General features: G+C 67.7%; 24 protein-coding genes and 1 tRNA gene. 13 read left to right on the top strand and 12 right to left on the bottom strand.

All coding sequences use genetic code 11. The annotated features are described in order from the left end of the window. Positions 1-6: 6 nt before the first annotated feature. From D474_RS0121990 to D474_RS0121970, 5 genes are all read left to right on the top strand, one after another. Positions 7-447, top strand: coding sequence for a VOC family protein (locus D474_RS0121990; protein WP_017615651.1), 441 nt, complete (start codon positions 7-9; stop codon positions 445-447). Positions 448-451: 4 nt separating this feature from the next. Beyond that, positions 452-1,171, top strand: a complete 720-nt coding sequence (locus D474_RS0121985; protein ID WP_017615650.1) for an SDR family NAD(P)-dependent oxidoreductase — start codon at positions 452-454, stop codon at positions 1,169-1,171. Positions 1,172-1,182: 11 nt separating this feature from the next. Beyond that, on the top strand, positions 1,183-2,289 hold the full coding sequence (locus D474_RS0121980) for a mandelate racemase/muconate lactonizing enzyme family protein (RefSeq protein WP_017615649.1): 1,107 nt from the start codon (positions 1,183-1,185) through the stop codon (positions 2,287-2,289). Between the two features lie 95 nt (positions 2,290-2,384). Beyond that, positions 2,385-3,431, top strand: a complete 1,047-nt coding sequence (locus tag D474_RS0121975) for a cyclase family protein (RefSeq protein WP_017615648.1) — start codon at positions 2,385-2,387, stop codon at positions 3,429-3,431. Further along, positions 3,428-4,126 (top strand): SDR family oxidoreductase, encoded by a 699-nt coding sequence (locus D474_RS0121970; RefSeq protein WP_017615647.1) that lies wholly within the window; start codon positions 3,428-3,430, stop codon positions 4,124-4,126. Before D474_RS0121975 ends, D474_RS0121970 begins: the two co-directional genes overlap by 4 nt. A 198-nt stretch (positions 4,127-4,324) precedes the next feature. Here D474_RS0121970 and D474_RS0121965 read toward each other — a convergent pair whose 3' ends face one another. The 8 genes from D474_RS0121965 to D474_RS0121930 all read right to left on the bottom strand — a co-directional run bounded on the left by D474_RS0121965 (position 4,325) and on the right by D474_RS0121930 (position 13,579). Continuing rightward, positions 4,325-5,065, bottom strand: a complete 741-nt coding sequence (locus D474_RS0121965) for a maleylpyruvate isomerase family mycothiol-dependent enzyme (protein WP_017615646.1) — start codon at positions 5,063-5,065, stop codon at positions 4,325-4,327. Positions 5,066-5,067: 2 nt separating this feature from the next. Continuing rightward, entirely contained in the window at positions 5,068-5,892 is an 825-nt protein-coding gene (locus D474_RS0121960) for a fumarylacetoacetate hydrolase family protein (protein WP_017615645.1), read from the bottom strand. Further along, positions 5,889-7,040 carry a cupin domain-containing protein gene (locus D474_RS0121955; RefSeq protein WP_017615644.1) on the bottom strand — a complete coding sequence of 384 codons (1,152 nt, stop codon included), beginning with the start codon at positions 7,038-7,040 and terminating at the stop codon, positions 5,889-5,891. Before D474_RS0121955 ends, D474_RS0121960 begins: the two co-directional genes overlap by 4 nt. Before the next feature lie 69 nt (positions 7,041-7,109). Beyond that, positions 7,110-8,777: a (2,3-dihydroxybenzoyl)adenylate synthase gene (locus D474_RS0121950; protein ID WP_017615643.1), complete on the bottom strand. Its 1,668-nt coding sequence runs from the start codon at positions 8,775-8,777 to the stop codon at positions 7,110-7,112. Positions 8,778-8,781: 4 nt separating this feature from the next. Beyond that, a complete protein-coding gene (locus D474_RS0121945) occupies positions 8,782-10,848 on the bottom strand; it encodes an acetate--CoA ligase family protein (RefSeq protein ID WP_017615642.1) in 2,067 nt (688 codons plus the stop codon). Then, positions 10,845-12,374 carry an FAD-dependent monooxygenase gene (locus D474_RS0121940; RefSeq protein ID WP_017615641.1) on the bottom strand — a complete coding sequence of 510 codons (1,530 nt, stop codon included), beginning with the start codon at positions 12,372-12,374 and terminating at the stop codon, positions 10,845-10,847. Before D474_RS0121940 ends, D474_RS0121945 begins: the two co-directional genes overlap by 4 nt. Positions 12,375-12,777: 403 nt before the next feature. After that, positions 12,778-13,077: a PaaX family transcriptional regulator C-terminal domain-containing protein gene (locus tag D474_RS0121935; RefSeq protein ID WP_017615640.1), complete on the bottom strand. Its 300-nt coding sequence runs from the start codon at positions 13,075-13,077 to the stop codon at positions 12,778-12,780. Then, positions 13,034-13,579 (bottom strand): PaaX family transcriptional regulator, encoded by a 546-nt coding sequence (locus tag D474_RS0121930; protein WP_449289366.1) that lies wholly within the window; start codon positions 13,577-13,579, stop codon positions 13,034-13,036. Before D474_RS0121930 ends, D474_RS0121935 begins: the two co-directional genes overlap by 44 nt. Positions 13,580-13,753: 174 nt before the next feature. Here D474_RS0121930 and D474_RS0121925 point away from each other — a divergent pair, with 174 nt between their 5' ends. From D474_RS0121925 to thpD, 4 genes are all read left to right on the top strand, one after another. After that, positions 13,754-15,142: an MFS transporter gene (locus D474_RS0121925; RefSeq protein WP_017615638.1), complete on the top strand. Its 1,389-nt coding sequence runs from the start codon at positions 13,754-13,756 to the stop codon at positions 15,140-15,142. A 5-nt stretch (positions 15,143-15,147) separates the two neighbouring features. Beyond that, entirely contained in the window at positions 15,148-16,599 is a 1,452-nt protein-coding gene (locus D474_RS0121920) for an aldehyde dehydrogenase (RefSeq protein WP_017615637.1), read from the top strand. 22 nt (positions 16,600-16,621) lie between these two features. Further along, on the top strand, positions 16,622-17,722 hold the full coding sequence (locus D474_RS0121915) for an NAD(P)-dependent alcohol dehydrogenase (RefSeq protein ID WP_017615636.1): 1,101 nt from the start codon (positions 16,622-16,624) through the stop codon (positions 17,720-17,722). 677 nt (positions 17,723-18,399) lie between these two features. Further along, on the top strand, positions 18,400-19,308 hold the full coding sequence (thpD, locus tag D474_RS0121910) for an ectoine hydroxylase (protein WP_017615635.1): 909 nt from the start codon (positions 18,400-18,402) through the stop codon (positions 19,306-19,308). Positions 19,309-19,882: 574 nt separating this feature from the next. Here the strand turns inward: thpD and D474_RS0121900 are convergent. The 3 genes from D474_RS0121900 to D474_RS0121890 all read right to left on the bottom strand — a co-directional run bounded on the left by D474_RS0121900 (position 19,883) and on the right by D474_RS0121890 (position 22,227). Continuing rightward, complete coding sequence (locus D474_RS0121900; protein WP_017615633.1) at positions 19,883-20,248, bottom strand: SpoIIAA family protein; 366 nt, start codon at positions 20,246-20,248, stop codon at positions 19,883-19,885. A 734-nt stretch (positions 20,249-20,982) separates the two neighbouring features. Further along, positions 20,983-21,056 (bottom strand) — tRNA-Pro (locus D474_RS0121895). A gap of 40 nt (positions 21,057-21,096) precedes the next feature. Beyond that, a complete protein-coding gene (locus D474_RS0121890) occupies positions 21,097-22,227 on the bottom strand; it encodes an NAD(P)-binding domain-containing protein (RefSeq protein WP_017615632.1) in 1,131 nt (376 codons plus the stop codon). Positions 22,228-22,634: 407 nt separating this feature from the next. Between D474_RS0121890 and D474_RS33615 the strand changes: the two genes are divergently transcribed. The 4 genes from D474_RS33615 to D474_RS0121870 all read left to right on the top strand — a co-directional run bounded on the left by D474_RS33615 (position 22,635) and on the right by D474_RS0121870 (position 24,593). Beyond that, positions 22,635-22,880, top strand: a complete 246-nt coding sequence (locus D474_RS33615; protein WP_239647145.1) for a hypothetical protein — start codon at positions 22,635-22,637, stop codon at positions 22,878-22,880. After that, positions 22,877-23,002, top strand: a complete 126-nt coding sequence (locus tag D474_RS33940) for a hypothetical protein (RefSeq protein WP_017615630.1) — start codon at positions 22,877-22,879, stop codon at positions 23,000-23,002. Before D474_RS33615 ends, D474_RS33940 begins: the two co-directional genes overlap by 4 nt. Before the next feature lie 116 nt (positions 23,003-23,118). After that, on the top strand, positions 23,119-24,060 hold the full coding sequence (locus tag D474_RS0121875; RefSeq protein WP_017615629.1) for a helix-turn-helix transcriptional regulator: 942 nt from the start codon (positions 23,119-23,121) through the stop codon (positions 24,058-24,060). Continuing rightward, entirely contained in the window at positions 24,057-24,593 is a 537-nt protein-coding gene (locus tag D474_RS0121870) for a dihydrofolate reductase family protein (RefSeq protein ID WP_017615628.1), read from the top strand. Before D474_RS0121875 ends, D474_RS0121870 begins: the two co-directional genes overlap by 4 nt. 4 nt (positions 24,594-24,597) lie before the next feature. Here D474_RS0121870 and D474_RS0121865 read toward each other — a convergent pair whose 3' ends face one another. Further along, positions 24,598-25,101, bottom strand: a complete 504-nt coding sequence (locus tag D474_RS0121865; protein ID WP_026118701.1) for a DUF523 domain-containing protein — start codon at positions 25,099-25,101, stop codon at positions 24,598-24,600. Between the last annotated feature and the right edge of the window lie 121 nt (positions 25,102-25,222).

Raw genomic sequence — 25,222 nt, 5'->3', positions numbered from 1 at the left:
AACATTATGGCACTGCGCCTGCACCACACGAACGTCTGTTCGGACGACATGGGCAAGCTCCGGTGGTTCTACGGAGACGTCCTCGACCTCACCCGACTCCCACAACCACCGATGGTCGGCACGACCGAGACCGACCAGGACGGCTCCCAAGAATGGGGCGACTCCGCCGCCTTCTTCACCGCCGGACACGAAACAGAACTACAGATCCACGCCACACTCCGCCGCCCCTACGCCGGCCACCAACACAAACACTCGATCAACCCACTCGCCAACGGCCACTTCTGCTTCCGAACCGACACCATGGACGACATCCTCACCCGACTCGACCACCACAACATCCCCTACTCCGACTACGGCTACTGGGCAATCCAAGGATGGCGACAGGTCTTCCTCTCCGACCCCGCAGGCAACATCATCGAAATCCACCAGGTCGACAAGGGCTGGTGACGGCATGGTGAGCAACTCGGAGAGGACGGTCGTCGTCACGGGGGCCAACGGGGTACTGGGCCGTGCATTGGCCGGGCACCTGGCAGCGACGGGGTACGAGGTCGTCGGCCTCGACCGTGAAGCGGCCGCCACACCCGAGGGCGTCGGGGTGGAAGCCTGCGACATCACCAGCACCCGACAGGTGGTCGCGCTCCTGTCGGACATCGCGGACCGGGGGCTGTCCCTGTACGGCCTCGTCAACTGCGCCGCGGTGATCCCCACCGCCGGACTCTGGGAGATGGACCAGGACGAATTCCTGCACACAGTGCACGTCAACACCTGGGGCACCCTGAACATGTCCCGGGAGGCGGCACGGCTGATGAAGGAGTCATCGGAGGGCCGGATCGTCAACATCTCTTCTGTCGCCGGCTACATCGGCGGACTCGTGGGCGGACCCGACTACGCGGTCTCCAAGGCCGGGGTGATCGTCCTGACCAAGGTCCTGGCGAAAGAGCTCGCGCCCGACAACATCACGGTCAACGCCGTGGCGCCCGGAGCCCTGGCCGGTCCGGTCACGCAAAACCTCACCGACGAAGAGCGCGAGCAGGTCGTGGGCAGTATCCCGCTGGGCCGGTTCGGCGACACACGCGAAATCGTCGCGTCGGTCTCCAATCTCCTTGCCGACCACTCCGGATACATCACCGGGTCGACCCTGGACGTCAACGGCGGCGTCTACCTCCGCTAAGGGGCACTCTCATGAGCCGCATCGCAACAATCGAAGCCATCCCCTACTGCATCGACTACGCCAAGACCCTCCGTTTCGCCTCGGGCCATGTGGACAAGGCCGACCACATCCTGCTCAGAATCCGAACGGAAGACGGGGTCGAAGGGATCGCGGACGCTCCGCCGCGCCCCTACACCTACGGGGAGACACAGCGGTCGATCCGGGCCATCATCGACGAGGTTCTGGCGCCGCAGCTGATCGGGGCACGGGCCGACGACACGGCACGCACCAACGAGGTCCTGAAGCGGACGGTCAACAACAACGTCGCGAAGGCGGCGATCGACATCGCCCTCTGGGACATCAAGGCAAAGACCTACGGGACGACACTGACCAGAATGCTGGGAGGGTTCACCGACAGGGTCCAGGTGGCCCACATGGTGGGGTTCGCGGAGACCCGGGACGTCCTGGCCGAGGTCGACTCCCTGATCGAGCGCTACGGGATCACCGCGTTCAAGGTCAAGGTGGGACGTCCGGACGTACAGCAGGACATCGACGTCTGCCGGGCCCTTCGCGAGAAGTTCGGCGACGACATCACCATGTACGCCGACGGCAACCGCGGGTGGAACGCTCGTGAGAGCGCCTTCGTCATGGACGCGCTCTCCGAGCTCGGGCTGGCATTCGTGGAGGAGCTCAACCCCGCCAGCGAGGCCTTCGGACGGCGCGGAATCGTGCGGGCGGCCTGCATGCCGTTCGTCGTCGACGAGTCCGCTCCCACACCGTCCGACGTCTGGAGATCGCTGCAGGACGGAGACGGGACCGCGGTTTCCATCAAGACGGCCCGGACCGGTTTCACGGACTCGCTACGGATCTGGGGGCTGTGTTCCAGCGCCGGCGTGGACACGGTCATGGGCAACCAGATCGACACCCAGGTCGGTTCCTTGGCCACCGTCGCCTTCGGTGCGGCGTTCCGAGAGACCTCGGCAATGGCGGCCGAAGTGTCCAACTTCCTGGACATGGAGGACGACCTCCAGGCCGAGCCTCTCCAGATCCGGGACGGCTGTGCCCTGGTGCCGGACCGGCCCGGCTACGGCGCGGAGATCGACGAGGACAAGCTCGCCTTCTACAGGACCGACTCGTGAACCCCCGGGGTTCGAGTCCGCGCGGCGGGCCCGCGCAGCCAGGACGACCCGTTGGCGGGGGAACACCGGCGGACGAGAAAGGCAGGTGGTGACCGGTGTCCCCGCGCTGGACCGTGCGTCCCGAGGGCTCCACCTGGGGCGACTTCGGTCCCGACGACTTCCTGGGACGGCTCAATCTGCTCACGCCGGCACGGGTCCGACGTGGCGCAGCAGAGATCCGGGACGGACTGAGCTTGCCTCTCAGCCTGCCGCTCGACCTGCCGGGCGGCTCGGTTCTCAACCCGAACCGCCACCCGCCGGTCCTCAGGCCGAACCTGCGACGGGGCCGGGTCAACATGAACTGTGTCATGTCCGAATTCGATCCGCACACGACCGATGTCCTCAGCGACGACCTGGTGTTGCTGTACACGCAGTACTCGACCCAGTGGGACTCGCTCGCGCACGTCGGGTCCGTGTTCGACGTGGACGGGTCGGGTCGGCCCGTCGCCGTCTACTACAACGGGTTCCGGGCGGGTGTGGACGTCGTCGGCCCGGAGTCGGTGGACGGGGCCGGACCCCCCGGTCCCGGGGACGGATCCACGAGCTCGGCCGGACGTCTGGGCATCGACAGTATGGCCGGGCACGGTGTCCAGGGGCGGGGCGTGCTGATCGACCTCGAACGCCACCTGGGCGAACAACGTGTGACCGTCACCCACGACGTGCTGGAGGACATCCTCGACCGCGACGGCATCACCGTGGAAGCCGGAGACGTGGTCCTGTTCCACACGGGGTTCGCGACACGGCTGATGGAAATGGACGGGCGGCCCGACCCCGACGTCCTCGCCGCCGCCGGTGCAGCCCTCGACGGCAAGGACACCCGACTTCAGGAGTGGATCACCGATTCGGGCATCGCGGCCATCGCCGCGGACAACTACGCGGTGGAGGACCACCCCGCGGCCGGTTCGCTCCCGCCCTCTTCGATGCTCCCGCTCCACGAGCACTGCCTGTTCCGCCTCGGCGTCCCATTGGGCGAGCTCTGGTACCTGGACGGGCTGGCCACAGCGCTGGCCGAACGGGGACGCTCACACTTCTTCCTGACCGCCCCGCCGCTGCGCCTGCCCGGCGCGGTCGGCTCTCCTCTCACACCGGTGGCAACACTGTGATCAACGAACGAGTCCTCATCACCGGAGGGGCCGGCGGTATCGGTGCCGCCATCGCCGAACGGTGCCGCCGAGAGGGACTGGAGGTCATCACGGCCGACCGTCTCGGAGGCGACATCGAGGTCGATCTGACCGACGTCGAGGCCACCACCGGAGCGCTGCACGAGTGTCTGGAGGACGGGCCGATCACCCGGCTCGTCAACAACGTCGGGGCGGTCTTTCCCGGCCCGGTCGACGAGCAGAGCCACGGTCGGATGACCGCAGCCTGGGACCTGAACGTGCGGACCGCCCTGACCTGCTTGCAACCCCTGTTGCCCGGGATGAAGGCGGAAGGCTTCGGCCGCGTCGTGAACATCTCCTCCCGTGCCGCTCTCGGCAAGGAACTGCGGACGGCGTATGCCGCCACCAAAGCTGCCCAGATCGGGTTGACACGGGTGTGGGCCCTGGAACTGGGGAAGCACGGCATCACCGTCAACGCCATCGCGCCCGGCCCGATCGCGACCGAACTGTTCGAACAGGCCAACCCGCCCGGCAGCGCGCGGACCCGGGCCATCCTGGACTCGGTCCCCGTGGGAAGGGTGGGTAGGCCGGAGGACATCGCCCACAGTGCCGCCCACCTCCTCGACGAGCGCAGCGGCTTCGTCACCGGACAGACGCTGTTCGTCTGCGGAGGCATCACCGTGGGGCTGAGCGGATGACAGGAGCGCGGTCGCCCCGATCAGGCCGTTCGCCCGACGGTGCTTGACCGGACGGGCGCCTGGTGCGCGCCTGCGCACCAGGCGCCCGGCAAACCGGTACGGCTCGGGCCGGCGAACACTTCTCCCGGCCCTGGTCCGGAGGACGCGAACGGGCGCCGGCCCCGCGGAACCGTTGTCGGGCCGCGTGCCGGCCCCGCTTCAGAGCCACCGAGGCGCGGTCACGTCCTTGCCCTGCGCGAGTGCGGAACCGCCTCTTCCGGAGGCCCAGGCGACCACGGCCGCAAGACTGCCTCGGACCACTGCCGCGGGGGCCGCCTTCGCTCCTGCCCCCAGCACCCCGAGATCCTCCCGGCCGTCGACGCCGATCGCAAAGCCCGGGTCGGTCCCCCGCTTGGCCCACATTCCGGCGATGTCCCCCAGCAGACGCTCGAGGACGTCCTCCGGAAGGTCCGAGACCCGGGCCCCGTTGTCCAGGTCCACCGCGTGCAGCCACACCTCGCGGGTGCGCATCCACACCGTCTCGCTCAGCGGCACGGTCCGGCCCTGGGCGGTCCTGACCTCATAGGTCCAGCGGTCTTCCGGGGTGTCCCGCCATTCGACGTCGAGTGAAATGGCGGCGTGGTGGTTCAGGTGCCGCAGAGCGCGCGCGGGCATCGTCGCCCCTAGTTCGATCTCACGCTCGCGCTCCTCCGGCGACGAGTACATCGGATGCTCGACCCCGGTGTTGGCCCACAACACCAGACGGGAGATCGCCCGGGCGTTGTAGCCGACATGGGCGATGAGGTGCCGACGGCTCCATCCGTCCAACAGGCTGGGGCGGTCGAGTTCGGTGTCGCCGAGTTCCTCCACCTTGCGGTGCCAGAACGCGGTACCCCGACGCACGGTCAGGAGTGCCTCGAGGAGCTGCGGGTCTGTTGCCTGATCAGTTCTGACGACCATGCTCAGGGCTCCACGATGTCCGAATGCATCGGACCGATCCCCTCGACCTCGACCTCCACGACATCGCCGGGCTTCAGGAAGACCTGCGGATCGCGCGCGCGTCCCACACCGCCCGGGGTTCCGGTGAGGACGATGTCGCCCGGCTTCAGCGGGATCATCGTGGAGATGTAGGAGACCAGCTGCTCGGGTGTGAAGACCAGGTCTGCGGTCGAGTGCTCCTGCATGATCTCGCCGTTGACCCGGGTGCGCAGCGTGGAGGACCGGTAATCGAACTCGTCGGCCGAGACCATGACGGGACCCACCGGGGTCGACCTGGCCCACATCTTGCCCTGGAGCCATTCCTTGGTACGGAACTGCCACCCGCGCATGGAGATGTCGTTGGCCGAGGTGTAGCCGGCGATCCTCGTACCGGCTTCCTCCTCGGAGACGCGGTACGCCTCGGCGCCGATCACGGCGACCAGCTCACCCTCCCAGTCCAGTTCCGGGTCCTCCGCGACCGCGGTGACGGGGTCGAAGGGACCGGTCAGGGTCTCGGCGTACTTGGCGAAGAGCGTGGGGTGGCTCGGCAGGTCGCGGCCCATCTCCTTGATGTGCGAAGCGTAGTTCAGGCCCACACAGACGACCTTGCCGGGAGAGGGCACGACGGTCTCGAGTTCGGCTTCCTCGGCCTTCACCTCGGCTCCGTCGGCGTTCTCCGCCAACTCCCGCCAGTTCGGCCGCGCGAGCAGCGCGCCGAGGTCGGCGTATCCCTCGATCAGGGTCCACGTGTGGTCGTTGCGGCGCGCCGGGGCGGTCCCACCGCGATGGCGCAGCGTTGCAAGCTTCATTCGTTCTCTCCTTCGACTTGGGTGCGCTGGAAGTGCAGCTTCTCGATGATCGGGTGGTCGCCGAACTGGAACAGGTCGAACTCGGTCTCGGCCTGCAGCTTGAACGGGGCCCAGGAAGGGACGACGAAGATGTCGCCCGTCTCGACGTCGTACTGCCGGTCCCCGACGGTCGCGTGGCCGCGCCCCTGGAAGACCTGGTAGACGCTGGAGCCGACCTCTCGCGTCGTTCGCGTCTCCGCCCCGGGGCGCAGACGGTGGAACTGGGCCCGGATCGTGGGCATCACGTCCCCGCCGTTGGTCGGGTTGACGTACCGCACCGCGGCATGGCCCGGCCCGACGGTTGCCGGATGGCCCTCGTCCTCGATCAGGAGTTGCTCCCTCAGGGCACGGTCGGTGTGTTCCCAGCGGTACGCCCCGATCGGCGAGGAGACCGTGTTGCGCAGCCCCGAGAGCGGGCGCAGCCCGGGATTGCACCACAGCCTTTCCCCGCGGGAGACGTCCGGGGTGGAGTCATCGGTGACCCGGTCGATGCCGAACTCGAAGAACGATGTGTCGGTGTAGTGGACGAACGGAATGTCCAGACCGTCGATCCAGGCCATCGGCTGATCGGTCTCGTTGTGGTGCCCGTGGAAGTTCCATCCGGGCGTCAGCAGAAAGTCGCCACGGGACATGCGCACCGGGTCACCGTTGACAACGGTCCACACGCCCTCGCCCTCGACGACGAAGCGGAACGCGTTCTGTGCATGTCGGTGTTCGGGGGCGACCTCGTGGCCTCCCAGGTACTGGATCGCGCACCACAGCGTCGGTGTCGTGTAGGGACGCCCTCCGAGCCCGGGGTTGGCCAGCGAGATCGCGCGGCGCTCCCCTCCCCGGCCCACGGGGACCAGGTCGCCGGCGCGTTCTGCGAGCGGGAGGAGCTCCCTCCAGCGCCAGAGGTAGGGGACCGCGGAAGGGCGCGGCTCCGGCGGCATGAGGTCGCCGATCTCCGTCCAGAGCGGGATCATGTGCCCCGCCTCGAAGTCGGCGTACAGCTTGCGGAGCTCCTCTTCGTCGGGGGGCGGTGGGAGCATGCCGTCCTCTCCCGCTCCCCGTGGCAGGTCGTGGTCGTCGGGCCCCGGTCCCCCGGGTACGTTCGCCTTGTCGGTCATCGGTCCTCTCCATCGCCGCGAGCATTGCTGTCGACCTTCATTCCGTGCCATCGGTCGTTGCGGAAGCCCCTATGACTCGTCGGACATGCGTTCTGCGACGTCGACGCGCAGGGCCTTCTTGTCGATCTTTCCGACTTTTGTTTTCGGGATTTCCTCGACGACGACGACCTTCTCGGGGATCTTGTATTCAGCAACACCGATGTCCTTCAAATGCCGCTGAACCCGTTCCAGGGTCAACGTTCCACCGGCGGGTACCTGGGCGTACAGACAGACCTTCTCCCCGAGGACCTCGTCGGGCATCGAAACGGCCGCGACAATGCCCAACCCGGGGATCTGGTGGACCAGCGACTCGATCTCCTCCGCGGAGACCTTCTCTCCCCCGCGATTGATCATGTCCTTGTCCCGGCCCTGCACGACGAGGTTGCCGTCAGACCGCCTCTCGACGATGTCTCCGGACGAGTACCAACCGCCGGGCGCGAAGGATTTGGCGTTCGCCTCGGGCGCCGAATAGTACCCACGCGGGGTGTAGGGACCGCGAGTCAGAATCGCACCGGGTGATCCGTCCGGGAGATCCTCCATGAGCGGATCGACGATCCTCACCTCGTCGGCCTCCGAGACAGGACGGCCCTGGGTCGTGCAGATCACTTCTTCGGGATCGTCCAGGCGGGTCATGTTGATCAGCCCTTCCGCCATACCGAACACCTGCTGCAACGTGCAGCCCAGAACGGACCGGACCTTCCGTGCGAGCTCGTCGGGCATGCGGGAGCCGCCGACCTGGACCGCTCGCAGGCTCTCGAGGTTCCCGGTCCGGTGTTCCTGTTCGAACTCGATCCACTTCTGGGCCACCGCGGGCACCACTGCGGTGTCCGTGACCGACTCCGCGGCGATCACGGGAAAGATCTTGGCCGGGTTGGGGCTGGGCACGGAGATCACCCGTGCTCCGAGCAGAAGCGCTCCTAGAACACCCGGGCACGCCAGGGGGAAATTGTGGCTCACCGGCATCGCCACCAGATACACGGAGTCCTCGTCCAGCGCCGATACCGCGGTAGTGGCCTTGATGTTGTGGACGTAGTCGTTGTGCGTGCGGACGATGAGCTTCGGCAGACCTGTGGTCCCGCCGGAAAGGAGGAAGAGGGCGGGGTCATCGCCCTCGGGCCGATCCCTGTCGAGCCGTGCCCTGGCCCCTTCGGGGTCGTCCCCGGGCGCGAGCAGTTCTTCCAACGTGAGGTTGCCGCCCCGGGCGGCCCCTGAGATCACCGCCCATTCCAACGTCGGGACTTCCGCCCTGAGTTCTTCGGCCAGGTCCTGGTAGTCGAACCCCTTGACGGCATCGGCCGCCACGAACGCCCTGGCCTCGGCCAGGTTGCTCAGGAAACGCAACTCGTACTGACGGTGGGCCGGCAGCGCCATGACGGGGATGACCCCCGATCGCAGGCAGGCCAGTGTGAACACGATGAACTGCCACCCGTTGGGAAGCACGACCATCACCCTGTCGTCGCGCCGCAGCCCCATCGCCAGCATCCGCTCGGCTGCGGCGTCCGCCCGGTCGACCAACTCGGCATAGGACATGCGTGTTCCGTCGGCCGCGTCGACCACCGCGATGTGGTCGGGAACCCGGTCTGCTGCCTCCAGGATCTGTGTCCCCAGCGGCCGGTCCTCCCAGTAGCCCGCCCCGCGGTAGCGCTCCGCGTCCTGCTCGGGCCAGGGAACGATCCCTTCGCTGCTGTGCTTGACCACGTCCTCAGTCCTCCTCAGCCGAGCTGCCGCTCGAAACGATCACGGCGTCCAGGGCGACAAGACCCTCCGAGGTCAGTCGAAGGGGGTTGATCTCCATCTCCCTGACATGCGGTTGGCTCTCCAGCGTCGCCGTCATCACGGCGAGCACATGATCCAGTTCGTCAGGGTCCACGGCAGGGCCTCCGCGCCAGCCACGGAGCAGAGCGCCTCCCAGGAGTTCGTCGGTCATCGTCACCGCCGTGCCCTCACGGATCGGGGCGGACCGGATCGAGACGTCCCTCAGTGCCTCCGCCGCCGTACCTCCGAGTCCGAGTACCCCCACGGGGCCGAACACGGGGTCACGGTGGGCACCCACCAGCAGGTCGATACCGTCGGGAGCCATCTCTTCGATGAGGTATTCGGTCGCCCCGGCCCGGTCGAGGGCGGCCAGCGCCTCCCTCAGCTGGGTATCCGTGCTGATGCCGAGATGTACTCCGCCGATCTCGGTCTTGTGGAGCACCGCGCCGTCGACGAGCTTGACCGCCAGCGGGCCCGACATCCGTTCCGCGCCGGCTCGTGCCTCCTCGTGGCTCGCAGCCCTGACGCTCGTCGGCACCCTGATCCCCGCGGCCCGGAGGAGTTGTTTGGCCCGGTACTCGTCCCAGGGCCCTTCGCCGACCACCACGGGGGCGGGCGAGCACACCGGCCGGCTCATCGCGTGCTGGCTCCTCGAGTCGCGCACCAGGGCGGTCAGACCCCGCGCCAGGGCGGTGGGGCCGCTCAACACGGGCAGATCATGATCGGCACCCGCGAGCACGACGTCGAAGGCCTCCCTGCTCAGGCCGTCCACGCCGATGACGGCGGGCACCCCCGCGGAGCGTCCCTTGGCCACGGCGTCGGGGAGGTCGACGACGGGCTCGAGGATCCCGTAGACACCCACGGCGTCGACCTCCGGATCCGTGGCCACGGCACGGACCACTTCCGGGAAATCCGGCCCGGGGCGACCGGTGTCCACGGGGTTCTTCTGATAGGTCAGGGGCGGCAGCAGCTCCGTGAGCCTGGCCGTGGTCCCGTCCGCGAGGGCAGGCGTAGCGACACCGGCCCCGCTCAGGTGGTCGGCCATGATCAGGCCGGGGCCTGCCTGCCCCGTGATCAGCCCGACGCCCGGGTCCGGGTTCGCGGGGATCCTGCCCCTGGCCAAGGTCGCCGCGACATCGACGAGTTCCGTCTCGTCCTCGACGCACACGGCCCCGTTCTGGCTCAGTACCGCGCGGCTGGTCTTCCAGGTCGTTGCGAGGGATCCCGTGTGGGACCGGGCGAACTCCGAGACGTCGTTCCGCCCCACCACCAGTGCCACCACGGGTTTGCGCAACGACGCCCGCCGAAGGGCCTCCGCCATGCGCGGACCGTCCGCCACGGTCTCGATGTGCAGCGCGATGACGGACGTGCTGGGGTCGTCGGCCAGATGGTCCACGACCTCGGGGGGACTGACGTCGATACCGGCTCCGAGGCCGACTCCCAGGCTCACACCGACGCCGGCGTTACGGAGACGGAAGCTGACGGAGTGGTTCACCCCGCCGCTCGACGAGACCACACCCACGGAACCGGCACCGATGTCCGCGACACCGGGCACGAAACTGGCGTGGAGCCCCGTTGGGGGCACGAAGAACCCCGACGTGTTGGGGCCGAGCAGTCTGATACCGGTCTCCCGGAGCACCTTCTCCGTTTGCCGCTGGTACTCAGAACCGGCCTCTCCTGCTTCGGCGAAACCACCCGCGCAGACAAGTGCCGCCCGTGCTCCCGACTCCGCCGCGGAGCGTAGGGACTCTGCGGTGGCGCCGGCCGGGACGCACAGGACCGCCAGGTCGAGGGCGCCCTCCAGTGCCCGGGCCGCTTCTCCGACCGAGGCGTGCATGCCCTCACCGCGCGGATTGACCAGCGCGACCGGTGCTGCATGGGTCGCGAGGGCTTCAGCCATCGTCGCGCCCAGTTTCCCGGGTGTCGACGAGGCTCCGATGACGGCGATCCCACGGGGGGAGAACAGCGGTTCCAGACCGGTCCCGGGCCCGGACTCGTTCACCAGGGCGCTCATGCGACGCTCCCCACTGCCACGGCGTCGGCGCGGCCGGTCAACACGGCCGTCTCGGCCGCATCCCGGTCAGCGTCCTCCACCAGGATCGCGGTCAGTCCTCGGGCCATTCGCGCCTCCTCGCACAGGAGCCTGCGGGTCAGCGGGCTTCCCGAATGGATCAGAACTGCCCCGGAATCCGGCAACTTCCGCTCCGCCTCGTCGATCTCTTCCTCCATTTCCGGGGCTTTCACGAGTGATATTCCAGGAGCGTCCAGAGGAAGAGGGCGACCATCTTCCGACAGGCCTTCCGGTCCGAACGCGAGCATCCGCTGCGCGAACTCGGACTCTCCGATGGCCAGCGGAGCCTCCAGCGGGGGAGCTCCGTGGCGTGCGTACCATTCGCGTTCGGCTGCTGCGACCAGTTCCGGGTCCCGTTGACGAATCTTGTCGAGGCCGATCGAGCGCGAGAAGAAATGCAGTGTGAACTGCAACGGGTCCAGGGAGTTGTGGTACTTCCCGAAGTTCTCCCACCAGCTCAGTGAAGGACCTGCAGCGCTGTGGACCTTTTCGACTTCGGGCCGGCGCTCTCGCTCGTACGCCCCGAGGGCTGCCGGCAGGTCTTCCGGATCGGCAGCGACCGTGCGAGCCAGGACGATCGCGTCCTCCATGGCCATCTTCGTTCCTGACCCCACGGAGAAGTGGGCGGTGTGGATCGCGTCCCCCAGCAGAGCGACGTTTCCGGCATGCCAGCGCCGGGTGCTCCGCGTCCGGAAGTTGCCCCAACGGGAGTTGTTGACCACGATCTCGTGGCCCCCGAGGTCCTCCGCGAAGAGCTCCTCGATGTATTTCTTCGACTTCATGTCCGAAACACCTGCGGGCTGCGAAGTGTCGAACTCGTCCAACCCGGCGTTGCGCCAGGTCTGCTCGTCGGCCTCGACGATGAAGGTGGAGAGATCGGTGCTGATGGGATACGCATGGGCGGCGAAGTTCCCGTGCTCGTTGCGGCGGTGCACGAAGGTCAGGCCGTCGAACATGTACGTGGTACCGAACCAGATGAATTTCGCGCCGGCCTCGACGACCTCGTGGCCGAGCACGTCCTCGCCCACCTGGCGCCGTGTGTTCGAGTTGGCTCCGTCGGCCGCCACGACCAAGTCGTAGCCGTCCAGCTCGTGCAGGTCTCGCACGAACGTTCCGAAACGCATGTCGACGCCTGCTTCTGCCGCCTTCCCCTGGAGCTCGGTGAGCAGTACGCGCCGGTGGACGGCCGACATCCCGTTGCCGTGGAACTCGTGCCGCTGCCCCTTGAGCCGGACCTGGATGGCCTCCCAGCGCCAACCGTGCCGCTCGAGCGCCTCTTGGAGGACCGGGTCGGCCTCGGTGATGCGGCGGAGCGTTGCATCCGAGAAGACGACCCCGAACCCGAAGGCGTCGGAGGCCTGGTTCCTCTCGAAGAGGACCACCTCGGCGCTGGGCAGCGCCCGCTTGACGAGGGTGGTGAAGAACAGACCTCCGGGACCGCCTCCGATGCACGCAATCCGAATGCTCATGGTGGGTCACGTCCTTGCTCGAAAGATCAGTGTGATCGCACTTACACGCGAACTGTAACACTCTGACGTGATCCGTAGAAAGACTGTCACTTGTATCGCTGCATGTTCCGGCCCTGTTACAGGCCGCCCCCTTGACGGGCCGTCCCGAGCAGCTCTCCGAGAGGCAGGGTCATGCGGGAAGCGGCAGAGGGAACCGGGGGACTCATTCGGTCGACTGCCCGTGGCCCTCCGTCGGAGCAGGGCTCGACGACGTTCGGACCCGGGCTGCGCCCGCACACGAGTGACAGCGCTCTCTCGCCAGGGGTGCGCAGCGGCGGGAGACCGGAGAGGCTGCGGACACCGGCGCTGCACGGAGCGGCCCGCCCGGCACCAGCGGGCCCCGGCACCGGGAGCGGGCCGGGCGTCAGGCCCTGCCCGAGGGGTCCCCCGTCGGACCCTGCCCGCTGCGCGTCGGCATCGGGGCCCCGCCGCCGAAGACCACAGCTGATATGTGCGCGTTCGCCTGGGCCGTCAGCTGCTGATGCACCCGGACGAACAGGGCGTAGGCCTCGTCCCCGGGCCAGTCCGGGGGTTGAATCCCCTGGGGGAGGTTCGGATCGCGGAAGGGGAAGTGGCGGTAGTCCCAGACGAGTTTCACCCGGAGCCGCCACGCCTCCTCGTCACTGACCTGCTGCGCCTNGGCGGTAGGCGACCGCCAGTTCATCCAGGTCCCAGCACTTCGCTGCCAGTTCCTTGTCACGGGCCCAGCTTCCCGTGGACATCGTGACCACGTGGATCGTCGGATCGTTCTCGCAGCCCAGCAGTTCGTACATCTGCTCCCGGACGCTGTGGGGCGAGACCCACGTAGTGGAGTTCAACTGGCCGAACCCCTCCCAGGCGAGCGTGCGCTTGAGCCGCTCACGCTGGCGCCGGCGGGCTTCCGGGATCTGGTAGAGCACCATGGTCCACTGACCCGTCCAGGGCGAACGCGACGGCGAGAAGATCCTCTCCCGCCCCTCGTCGAGCACCTTCAGGAGTTTCGGCGTCGCCGAGTAGAGCATCTCCCTGCCCTGCCGCTCAGCAGCCACCCACCCGTCCTTGCGCATGCGGGACAAGGTCACGCGAGTGGTTGCCGGCTCCACTTCGAAGAGCGCCAGGAGCTCCACGATCTGACCCAGCCGGATGCTGCCGCCCATATAGCGGACGTAGTCCCCGAAGAGGTCCATCACCAGGTCTTTCGGACGCACACCTACCCCTCTCAACTCGCTCACGTGACCGACGGAAATCTATCGCGGCGCACTACTTGTGCTACCGGTCACACTGTGCTTCCATCACAAGTCATACATATTTCATGTGTATCGACGACCAAGTGTCACACATTGAGTGCGTCAAGGAGCATCATGGCCACCACACCGAGCGGCCCCTCAGCTCAGCGGCGACCCGACTCCGCGGGCAACGGCGCACGGTCTCCCAAGAAGTCCGCCGCCGCGGTCATCGCACTGTGCTTCGTGGCCATCGTCTTCGACGGCTATGACCTGGTCATCTACGGAGCGATCGTCCCCTCCCTGCTGGAGTACGAGCCGTGGGGCCTGACCCCGGTACAGGCCGGGGCCTACGGCAGCTACGCGCTGGCCGGCATGTTCGCCGGAGCTCTGGTCGCGGGCTACCTCACCGACGTGATCGGCCGACGCAAGGTGATGCTCGGGAGCATCACCTCCTTCTCCCTGCTCATGGTCGCCACCGCGTACGCGCCGACACCGGAGCTCTTCGGCCTCTTCCGCTTCCTGACAGGCCTCGGGCTCGGCGGCGTGATCCCCACAGCGATCGCCGTGACCGTCGAGTTCTCCCGTCCCCAGCGCCGCAACCTGAACAACGCGCTCATGTTCTCCGGCTACGCGGTAGGGGGCATCCTCTCCGCGCTCTGCGCGATGGCACTCCTCGAGGCCATCGGTTTCCGGGGCCTGCTGGCGATCGGGGGGCTGCCCCTCGTCACGGTGGTGCCGCTCCTCTACATACTCCTTCCGGAGTCCCCCGCCTATCTGAGGGCACGCGGCCGCCCCGAGGAGGCCGCCCGGATCACCGAGGACTACGGCCTCTCCCCCGCGACGGAACCTGCGGGGGCGGCCGGTCCTCCCGAGGGCACGCCCAGGAAGGACAACCAGTTCAAGGCGGTCCTCAGAGGCCGCTGGGCCCTGGCCACGGTGCTCTTCTGCCTGGCGGGCATCGCAGGGCAGACGCTGGTCTACGGCTTGAACACGTGGATGCCCACCCTGCTCGTCCTGGCCGACTACTCCCTCACCTCGTCCCTGAGCTTCCTCCTGACGACCAACATGGGCGCGGTCATCGGTGCAGTGCTCTCTTCGCGTCTGGCCGACACCTTCGGCCCCAGGTACGTCACTGCCGTTTCCTTCGTGTTCTCGGGGTCCGCGCTCCTGCTCATGGGGACCGGAATCTTCCCCCTGTGGGCCATGTATGTCCTCGTCGCCATTGTCGGCTTCGGTTCGATCGGCGCTCAGATCCTCATCAACGGTTTCGTGGCGACGTACTACACCGACACCACGAGGGCCACCGCGCTCGGCGTCACACTCGGAATCGGCCGAATCGGTGCAGTCATCGCGATCTCCGGCGGTGGAGCACTCGTGGCCGCCGAGCTCTCCGACTTCAACAATTTCGCGGTGTGGTCAGCAGCGGCTCTGGTCGGCGTCATCGCAGTTCTGACCGTTCCCGCGATGAGAGGAAACACCGACCCCTCCTCTCCCGACCTCCACAAGAACCGAACGAAAGAGTGAAGGCAATGAAATCCCACCTCATCGTTGACAACGAAGCCAAGAACAGCAGTGCCGACAGGACTTTCACCAGGCGGCACCCAGTGACCGATGCGGTCATCACCGAGGGCTCGGCGGCCACGTCGGACGACGCGATCGCCGCGGTCGAGTCGGCCCATGCGGCTTTCGCGACGTGGTCCCTGACCGGCCCGAGTGAGCGCCGAGCCGTGCTCCTGAAGGCAGCGGACATCATGGAGAACAGGGCGGCAGAGTTCACCGAGACCATGACCCGTGAGGTCAGCGCCGCGCCTCTGTGGTCCGGATTCAACACCCACCTGGTGGCCCAGCTCTTCCGGGAGGCAGCGGGCCTCGCCACACAGATCCAGGGCGAGACCGTTCCCACGGACAAGCCCGGGGCCCTGTCCATGACCGTCCGGCAGCCGGCGGGCGTGATGTTGAGCATCGCCCCCTGGAACGGTGCCGGCGTTCTGGCGGCCCGCGCCATCGCCTATCCGCTGGTGTGCGGAAACACCGTGGTGTTCCGCGCCTCGGAGGGAAGCCCGCGTTCTCACCAGTTGATCGCCGAGGTACTGCACGAGGCCGGCCTGCCTCCGGGCGCCCTCAACTTCCTGACCAACGCCCCGGAGGACTCGGCAGCGCTCATCGAGTCGCTGATCGCCCACCCTGCCGTACGCAGGGTCAACTTCACGGGCTCGACCACCGTCGGTCGGATCATCGGTGAGAAGTCGGGGCGCCACCTCAAACCTGCCCTCCTGGAACTCGGCGGGAAGGCGCCCATGGTCGTCCTGGACGATGCGAGCATCAGCGACGCCGTCGACGCGGCGGTCTTCGGCGCTTACATGTACCAAGGCCAGATCTGCATGTCCACCGAGCGCTTCGTCGTCGACGAAGCCGTTGCGGAGGAGTTCGTCTCCGCCTTCGCGGCGCGGGCCGCCCAACTGCCCGTCGGCGACCCCGCGGAGGACCCTTCCTGCGTGATCGGGCCGATGTACGAGCCCGAGTCGGGTGAACGGATCAACCGCTTGATCGATGACGCACTCGCCAAGGGCGCGACCCTCGTGACCGGTGGCAGGGCTGACGGCGCGAGCATGCAGCCGACCATCATCGACCATGTCCGACCTGACATGGATATCTACGATCAGGAGACTTTCGGCCCGATCACGACCATTGTCCGTGTGTCCGGTTTCGAGGACGCAGTCAGAACAGCAAATGACACCGAGTTCGGTCTGGCTGCCGCAGTCTTCGGACGCGACAGCACCCGCGCCCTCCAGGCCGCAATTCGTATCGACGCCGGACACGTGCACGTCAACGGTGCAACTGTCCAGAACGAAGCACAGGCTCCCTATGGTGGAATGAAGTCCAGCGGTTACGGACGGTTCGACGGCAGGGCTGTCATCAATGAATTCACGGAGCTCAAGTGGATCACCGTCGAGCCTTCTGGACAGCAGTACCCGATTTGATCCGAATGGAAAGGCTGTTCCCATGGACGTCACTGCTGCGGTGGCACGGGCTCCTCACCAGGATTTGTCGATCGAACAGGTGACCCTGGACGACGTGCGGGCGAACGAGGTTCGTGTCCGAATGGTGGCCTCAGGGGTCTGCCACACCGACCAGCTCGTCAGGGACCAGGTCTACCCGACCCCGCTCCCGGCAGTGCTCGGCCACGAAGGGGCCGGGATCGTCGAGGCCGTCGGGTCGGCCGTGACCACCGTTGAAACAGGTGACCACGTCCTGCTGGCAGCGGCGTTCTGCGGCAAGTGCCGCAGGTGCCGTTCGGGCGAGGTCGCCTATTGCGAGAACCTCTTCGCTGCGGATTTCGGTGGCCGTCGCACGGACGGGTCGACCGCATTCAGCGCCGGCACGGAAACGATCTCGTCGCACTTTTTCGGACAATCCTCCTTCTCGTCGTACTCCAATGTCGTGGAGGAGAGCCTTGTCAAGGTTTCCCCTGACGTCCCGTTGGAGACTGCGGCACCTCTGGGGTGCGGAATCCAGACGGGAGCAGGAGCCGTCCTGAACGAACTCCGGCCGAACCCCGGAAGTTCGCTCGTGGTCATCGGGACCGGCGCTGTGGGGGCTGCAGCGGTCATGGCGGGCGCAGTGGCGCACTGCGAACAGATCATTGCCGTGGACATCCACAGTGAACGTCTGGAAATGGCACGGGAGTTCGGCGCCACCGATACTGTCAACACACGCGAGACCGACCTCACCGAGGAAATCCTCCGGATCACGGACGGCCTCGGCGCCGACCACGTCCTCGACACGACCGCTCGCCCCGAAGTCATGCGCCAAGGGGCCGACGCCCTGGCGCACCGGGGCACGTTCGGGCTCGTGGGTGCGGCCGCGCCCGGCACCGAGGTTCCCTTCGAGATCGGAAAGTCACTGGTCAAGGGCTGGACGTTCAAGACGATCGTGCAGGGAGGGTCTGTCCCACAGGTCTTCATCCCGCGGCTGATCTGGCTGTGGCAGCAGGGCCTCTTCCCCTTCGACAAGCTGGTCGGTCATTACGACCTCGGCGAGATCAACAATTGCTTCCGGGATTCGGAATCCAGCGCCACCGTCAAACCTGTGGTCGTCTACTAGATCTGGTCTGCAGAAGGCCTCCTGCGCCGCCGACCCCGGACTTCTCCCGGCTGAATCGCTTCCCGGCGGCTCGTGCCCTTCGAACGGTGCGGGCCGCCTCCCGATCCACGCCGCTAGCGTCGGGCGCACTTGCGCTCGAGCGGCGACCCGTTCACCACTCACCAGCTCGAACCGGACGAACCTCGGGCACCGAGGTACGCGGTGACGGTGGCCCCGTCGATCCTGAGGATGCCGGATACACCCGCTCCTCGGATGCGGTGTCAGGGCACGGCCGTCTACCGACCACCCGCGGACGGACCGACTCCTACCGTCGAACTTCTCGTTCCCGGACGGCCGCCTCTCCGCTCCGAACAGTCCGGTCCTGATTACCGATGCCTCCGGCGGGGCAGTGCGTATCCCACAGGACGAATCGTGGGACCAGCGGATGTCGACACCGCGACCCGTGCACGCGAGCCCACGATGACCGAGCCCGGTACCGACTGCACCGATGATTTCGAGAGCGTCGGCAGTACGGGAGATCACGGGGGCCGCCCGTTCACGGTGGTGGGCCGACGGACACCGCCCGCTGTTGTACCGATCCATCCACGGCTCTCGTCCCAGCACACCGGTGCGGAGAACCGGGCCACCGGCGGCCTGCAAGCACATGGCAGAGCGCATCGAGGAAGGACCGGTCGACCATGACCATCGTTGACGCACGCACCCAGGACCGGTACCCCACACGTGTGGAACCCGAGAGGGGCCGGGGGTGGATCCCCCGTGAGGAACCGACGGTGGGCCTCCGAGCACGGAAGGGGCCGGCGCAGCCCGACGAGCTCACTGCGCACGCGCGCGACGGCTTCCATGTCCAACGTGATCTCCTGTCCGAGGAGGAGGTCGCCGCGTGCTCGAGAGAGATCCAGGCCATGGCCGAAGACCCGGAGATCCGCGCCGACGAGCGTACGATCACCGAGCCGGCGTCCGACGAGGTACGTTCGGTCTTCGACGCCCACCTGCTCAGCGAACACGTCGCCCGGCTCCTCCGGCAGCCCCGCATCCTGGACAGGGCACGGCAGATCCTCGGCGGCGACGTCTACGTCCACCAGAGCCGCGTGAACTTCATGCCCGGCTTCCGCGGTGGCGGCTTCTACTGGCACTCGGACTTCGAGACGTGGCACGCTGAGGACGGCATGGCGAACATGGGCGCGGTCAGCCTGTCCATCGGGTTGACCGACAACTACGCCTTCAACGGAGGGCTGATGCTCATGCCGGGAGCGCACCGGACGTTCGTGCCCTGCCTGGGCCGGACCCCGGACGAGAACTACAAGTCCTCGCTCCGGGCCCAGAAGGTCGGTGTCCCGCAGGAGGACGACATCACCGAGCTGGCACGTCGGCACGGCATCGAGCAGTTCACCGGTCCGAGCGGCTCCGCGCTGTGGTTCGACTGCAACAGCATGCACGGCTCGGGCAACAACATCACGCCGTTCCCACGTTCGAACATCTTCGTCGTGTTCAACAGAGTGGACAATGCCTTGGTGGAGCCCTTCGCAGCCAGGGAAGCCCGACCCGAGTTCGTCGCCGCCCGCGATTTCACCCCACTGCGCCCCTGAACGCAGGCGGCGCGCCGACGGTCTCCTTCCTGCCCGTCGGAGGCTCTGAAGCAACGCGCCGTCTTCGATCGAGCCGGGCTCCTGCCGATGGAGGACGGCCCGTTCGAGCTCCGTGGGCGGGACATGGGGGCAAGCCGAACAGTCCCATCTCAGGGACCAGGACCGGCATCGCCCCTGGCCGCCGATCGTGACGCCGAGCGTGCCCGAATGCGTTTGCTCAGCCAGTGGCACGGGCAGGTGGTGTGACCACAAGGTGATGACCAGCTACAACGGAGGCACCCATGGCTACTTGCGAGGTTTGTGGAAACGAATACCTGCGCGCATTCGAAGTACACATGGCAGGCCGGGTCCACACTTTCGACAGCTTCGAGTGTGCGATCCACCGGTTGGCGCCCGTGTGCGGTAACTGCGGCATCCGGGTCGTCGGCCACGGCATCGAGGCCGGGACAGGCGTCTTCTGCTGCGCACACTGTGCGACGGTGGCCGGCCACACCGACGCACGGGACCACCTGACTTCGTGAGGCGAGTTCGCACCCTTGCCCGCTGAGTTCACCTCACTGGGTGAGCAAGCAGGTCAAGGTTTCACCCACTGGCGGGCTTCGGCCTCCTCATCCTGGCTGAAGACTCGTGCTTCCAGGTCGGAGAAGATTTTTGCGCTTGCGTCAGTGGCCTTCTCGATCCACGTCGAGTCGGTGACGACTGCCACGCGTTCCAGCTGGTCCATGTTGCTGAGATTCTTCAGCGAAAAACGTACATCTTCGAGGACTGCTCCGACGCTCATTCCTTCAAGGCCGGACAGGTTGACATACAGGGAGACTCGTTCGTACTCAGAAAGAGCCTCATTCACGGTTCCTGTGACCTGTTCCCACTCCTGCTTTTCGACCTTGCCCCTGACACCGATCGAAACCAGTCCATCAGCTACTGAAAGCTCCTGGAGCATGCCAGACCTCCCTCGTGTGGGCATATCCGATCGTTCTTCCAGCTTGGACCCTAGCGGATCGGGCCGAACAGAATGGGTTGCCTCTGGGCGTGTTGAGAAGGATCAGATAATGAGACCCCTGGCCGACGACCGAGGGCCACGGGAGCGCATCGCAACGCTATCGCGCCAGGGGTCCGTTCCCTTTCCTTCAGTCCAACCTTCCTCGTGACGGCCATCCGAGGCCATTGACCCCCGGATGGCGAACCCCTGCTCCACACATTCATCTTGACCTGCACCGAGACTTTGCCTAATAGGTCACCTCATTCGGTGCGTTTTCATTAGCAGATCAGAGTTCAAGTGACAGCGACCAGAGCCACGGAACGAACGTTTCCCGTGCGTGAGTAGGGCAGGTGTGGACCGTAGGAGCCGACCGACCATCTTCCGCTCGGCGTCGAGGGCGTCCGCACGATCGAGAGAAGGCGGGCTCCAACGACAAGGAATGGGCCGCACGAGAACTGCCACGACGTGAGCAGCGACCTCCTGTCGGCCGGCCACAAGGCCCCTACACCACCGAACGTGTCCACCGCCGCCAGCTGCGGCCGGTGCGCCGCTCCGCAGCGACAGCGATGAACGAGATCCTGCACGACCTGGGCTGAGGGCCCACTGACCCCGGTTCTACCCCACTTTTACCCCACCTGGGCCGCGAAAAAGGGCCCACCGGACGGTGGACCCTTCGATGACCTGCTGCTTCTGTGTCGGGACGGCGGGATTTGAACCCACGACCCCTTGACCCCCAGTCAAGTGCGCTACCAAACTGCGCCACGTCCCGTATGCCGAGCGCGCCCCTGGCGTCGCCGACGCAGGAGACCTTACCGCATTCCCGCGCCGGAGCGGGCATCGGGCCGTGCGCGCTCCAACTCGCGGAGGGCCCCGCGGGCGATGGTGCGCCCGGCCCGGTTCGCGCCGATGGTACTGGCCTGGGGCCCGTACCCGGCGAGGAACAGGCGGGGTTCGAGTACCGCACGCCCGTCCTTCACCCGGAGGCCGCCGCCGGGCTCGCGCAACCGCAGCGGCACCAGGTGGGTGAGTTCGGCGCGGAACCCTGTGGCCCAGATTATGGCGTCCACGGGTTCGAACGTGCCGTCGTCCCAGCTCACGCCGCCGGGTTCAACAGAACTGAACATGCGGCGCGCCACCAGCAGCCCCCGGTCCCGCGCGGCCAGGTTCTCCGGGGTGGCGGGCAGACCGGTACCGGAGACGATGCTGGGGAGGCGCGCTCCGTCGCGCGCGGCTTCGTCGGCCTGCCGCACTGCTCGGCGCCCGGCATCGGGGACGTCCGCAAAGGTGACGGGCCGCCGCGTTGCCCACAGGGTGTCGGAGGCCACGCCTTCGAGCTCGCGCAGGAACCCGACGGCCGACGTTCCCCCGCCCACGACGAGCACCCTGTGCCCGGCGAAGTCCTCGGCGGCCCGGTACTCGGGCGTGGAGATCTGGACCCCGGCGAAGTTCGCGGCGCCGGGCACGTGCGGGCGGAAAGGCCGCGCCCAGGTCCCGGTGGCGTTGACGAGCACGGTGGTGCGCACGGTCCCGCGGTCGGTCTCCACCTCGAACGGGTCGCCGTCGCCTCCCCCGCCGGAGACCCGGTGGACGTGCACGGGCCGCTGCACCTCCAGCCCGAAGTGGCGTTCGTAGCGGTCGTAGTACTCGCGCACGACGTCGCGGGCGGGGCGTGCAGGGTCGGCGGTGGAGAAACTGAGGCCGAGTTCGCCCAGGCCCGGGAGGTCGTCGACCTTGTGCGCCCGGTCCAGGCGCAACGCTTCCCACCGGAACTGCCAGGCACCCCCGGTGCCGGGCCCGCGGTCGAGCACGAGCAGGTCGGAGCCGGGGACCAGCCCGAGGCGACGCAGGTGCCAGGCGGCCGAGAGCCCGGCCTGACCCGCCCCGACGACGGTGACTCCGACGGACTCGGGCAGCCTCCTCCCGGTCTCCGCAGTGCTCATGGGCTCTCCCTCGTGTGCCCTCGGCGGTGGCTCCCCGATGACAACAACGCGGGCCGCGCGCGTTTTCCGTTGACCGCTGGGTGATGCGTCTCGCGGGTGTGTCGCACGGGGCTCCGCAACGGGCCGGGTAAGGGCAGGCCCCGGACACTGCGAACACGACCGCAACGGCGTTCACCGTCGCACCGGCTGTCGCCCGTGGCGTGGGCCCGGCCGAGCTCTCCGGGGCGGTACGAGACCGGGTTCCGCCGACGAAAAGTGACAACAACTGCCACAATGTCAGACCACACTCCCCCGCCGGCACACTTTGTCCCCGGCCCCCAGAAGCCTCCCTCGCCCGCGCAGCCCCGAAGCAGCGCCGCCTGCGCCCCGGTTACCTCGCCGCGTTCGCCTCGCTGGCAGTAGCCCTGGTGATGGTCGTGGTCGTCATGGCCGTCGGCGCCCGGATCGGCCACCCCGAGCCGGACATCGTCGCCGACGTCACCGACGACGACATCATCGAGGTGGAGGTCGAAGGGGACGAACCGCTCGGCGAGGTGGCCATGTTCACCCCCGACTACGAAGGTGCCTGCGTGCAGACGGGATCGAGGGCGGTCTCGCCCCGTCGGCCACGACGGTCGACGCGGCCGACAACAGGCAACAGATCTGGACTGTGACCGCGCTCGGCGTACCCACCGTGGCCGTCCTGCTCGCCGCGGGCCTGGCGCTGGGCACGTTCCTGCGCGGCCGCAAGGAGAACGTCCGCGCCACACCCCCGCCCGGCGCGCCCCGACCCTGACGATCCTCCGGTCCGGCCGCAGGGCCGGTCCGGACAGCCGGGCCATTTTCGTGTGCAGCCCCGACCGGGCAAGAACGGTCAAGCGCCCGTACCGCCCCGCGCCACATACTGGTGCCATGAGCGAGGCGGACAGCGGACGCGATCGACTCCGCGAACTCCTGGACGCGGTCCTGGACGACGACAACGCCACCCTGGCCGACATGGCCGACCGGGCCTTCAGCTCCCCGTTCCACTTCACCCGAACCCTGTCTCGGCAGGCGGGCGAGTCGCCGGTGGCGCTGCGGCGCAGGGTGCTGTTGGAACGTGCGGCGTGGCAGATCGCCCGCGGCACGAGCGTCACCGACGCGGCCTTCGGCGCGGGTTACGGGTCGTTGGAGGGGTTCACCCGGGCCTTCACCCGCACGTTCGGCCACCCGCCGAGCGCAACCGGCCCGGGCAGCGCCACGTGGGTGCCGGCACCGAACGGCATCCACTTCCACCCACCGGTCCACCTGTGGGTGGAGCAGACTCCGAGGAGGGACACGGGCTTGGACGTCACCGCGCTCCAGGTGCACCACGACGTGGAGGACACCGCGGCGCTGATCGGGCGGGCCGCCGAACTGTCGGAGGAACAGTACCGGCACGAGTGGTTCCCCGGCCTGACCGTACTGGAGTGGGACGGGCAGGAGGGATCGATCGCGGCGTGCCTGCACCGCCTCGTCGCGGCCAAGGAGGTCTGGCTGGCTTCCATCGAGGGCGCCGACCTTCCGGACCCGGGTGGCGACGGCCTCCAGGAACTACGGGAACGCCACACCCGGGCCGCGCAGCGCTGGGTGGCGACCACCGCTGGCATCGAACGCCGCGGCGCGTGGGGTGACCGCATCGTCGACGCGATCTGCGACCCGCCGGAGAGCTTCCTTCTGGGCGGGATCGTCGCACACGTGCTCACCTACGCCGCGCACCGCCGCCTTCTGGTGCGGCACATGCTGCGCGCATGCGGGGCCGGGGCCGACCACGGCGATCCGCTCGAGTGGCTGCAGGTCCGCAACGCAGGACACGAACGAGGAGAGGCACCATGAGCACCGTGTACATGACGGCCACGAGCGTGGACGGTTTCATCGCCGACGAGAACCTGTCCCTGGACTGGCTGTTCGCAGCCGAAGGGGGCGAGGCCGAGAAGGAGACGGAGGAGTTCGTCGCCTCTGCCGGGGCGCTCCTGATGGGCGCGACCACCTATGAGTGGGTCATGCGCAACGAGAAGCCGGAGAAGTGGCCCTACGCCGCCCCCACGTGGGTGCTCACCCACCGGGAGCTGCCCCACGTCGAGGGCGACGTGCGCTTCGCCTCGGCCGACACCGACGAGGAACTGCGCGAGCTGCACCGGACCCTGGTGGAGACCGCCGACGGACGCGACGTGTGGCTGGTCGGAGGTGGGCAGATCGCCGCGGATCTGGCCCGACTGAGCCTGCTGGACATCGTGGAGGTGTCCCTGGCCCCGGTCACGCTGGGCGCCGGCGCTCCCCTGCTCGCGGGGCGGGTCGACCTGCGCCCGGTGAAGGTGGTCCGCGCGGGCGACTTCGCGCTGCTGCGCTACGAGGTCGTCAAGGACTGAGCCGTCACGCGTCCTGCTGCTCGCCCGCGCGCAGGCGGTCGTCGGCCCGGGCGATCTCGTCCTCGGTGAAGACGGCGATCCCGTGCTCGGTGAGCAGCTGCGCGGTGACACCGCTGCCGGGGACCTTGGTTCCGCTGAACGTGCCGTCGTAGATCTGCCGGAGCCCGCACGAGGGACTGGACTCCTTGAGTACGGCCACCGCCGCCCCCGTGGCCCGCGCGGTGGCCAGGGCGGCACGGGCCCCGGAGACGAAGTGCTCGGTGACGTCGCGGCCGTCGGGTGTGAGGATGCGGGCGCGCCCAGCCAGGACGTCGGCGGCCCCGGCCCCCGGTTCGATCTCTGCGGGCGGCCGGGGCACGGGCAGCCCCCCGGCGATCTCGGGACAGTGCCGTACGATACGGCCCTCGTGGTACCACCGGTCGACGGTGCCGTCGGAGACCTCCTTGGCACGCCCGTCGAAACGCACCCTGCTGCCGAGCAGGCAGGCGCTGACCAGAACCTTGTGCACGGCCACCCCCTTCCCTCGACGCCCACTGTTGTCAACGGTAGCGGCCCTTCCGAGTGGCGAACCACGGAAGATGGTCACTAAAAGCGCATGCTCGACCCCTCTGGGTGATACTGGGGTGGTT

This window comes from Nocardiopsis salina YIM 90010 (assembly GCF_000341025.1).
Taxonomy (GTDB): Bacteria; Actinomycetota; Actinomycetes; order Streptosporangiales; family Streptosporangiaceae; genus Nocardiopsis; species Nocardiopsis salina.
The sequence above is the reverse complement of the archived record's forward strand: the minus strand, read 5'-3'. Positions and strand labels throughout refer to the sequence as shown.

Bases quoted from the DNA above. Each gene is read 5' to 3' on its own strand.
- D474_RS0121990 (WP_017615651.1), top strand. From the start codon at position 7: ATGGCACTGCGCCTGCACCACACGAACGTCTGTTCGGACGACATGGGC.
- D474_RS0121985 (WP_017615650.1), top strand. From the start codon at position 452: ATGGTGAGCAACTCGGAGAGGACGGTCGTCGTCACGGGGGCCAACGGG.
- D474_RS0121980 (WP_017615649.1), top strand. From the start codon at position 1,183: ATGAGCCGCATCGCAACAATCGAAGCCATCCCCTACTGCATCGACTAC.
- D474_RS0121965 (WP_017615646.1), bottom strand. From the start codon at position 5,065: ATGGTCGTCAGAACTGATCAGGCAACAGACCCGCAGCTCCTCGAGGCA.
- D474_RS0121960 (WP_017615645.1), bottom strand. From the start codon at position 5,892: ATGAAGCTTGCAACGCTGCGCCATCGCGGTGGGACCGCCCCGGCGCGC.
- D474_RS0121955 (WP_017615644.1), bottom strand. From the start codon at position 7,040: ATGACCGACAAGGCGAACGTACCCGGGGGACCGGGGCCCGACGACCAC.
- D474_RS0121945 (WP_017615642.1), bottom strand. From the start codon at position 10,848: ATGAGCGCCCTGGTGAACGAGTCCGGGCCCGGGACCGGTCTGGAACCG.
- D474_RS0121940 (WP_017615641.1), bottom strand. From the start codon at position 12,374: ATGAGCATTCGGATTGCGTGCATCGGAGGCGGTCCCGGAGGTCTGTTC.
- D474_RS0121925 (WP_017615638.1), top strand. From the start codon at position 13,754: ATGGCCACCACACCGAGCGGCCCCTCAGCTCAGCGGCGACCCGACTCC.
- D474_RS0121920 (WP_017615637.1), top strand. From the start codon at position 15,148: ATGAAATCCCACCTCATCGTTGACAACGAAGCCAAGAACAGCAGTGCC.
- D474_RS0121915 (WP_017615636.1), top strand. From the start codon at position 16,622: ATGGACGTCACTGCTGCGGTGGCACGGGCTCCTCACCAGGATTTGTCG.
- thpD (WP_017615635.1), top strand. From the start codon at position 18,400: ATGACCATCGTTGACGCACGCACCCAGGACCGGTACCCCACACGTGTG.
- D474_RS0121900 (WP_017615633.1), bottom strand. From the start codon at position 20,248: ATGCTCCAGGAGCTTTCAGTAGCTGATGGACTGGTTTCGATCGGTGTC.
- D474_RS0121890 (WP_017615632.1), bottom strand. From the start codon at position 22,227: ATGAGCACTGCGGAGACCGGGAGGAGGCTGCCCGAGTCCGTCGGAGTC.
- D474_RS0121875 (WP_017615629.1), top strand. From the start codon at position 23,119: ATGAGCGAGGCGGACAGCGGACGCGATCGACTCCGCGAACTCCTGGAC.
- D474_RS0121870 (WP_017615628.1), top strand. From the start codon at position 24,057: ATGAGCACCGTGTACATGACGGCCACGAGCGTGGACGGTTTCATCGCC.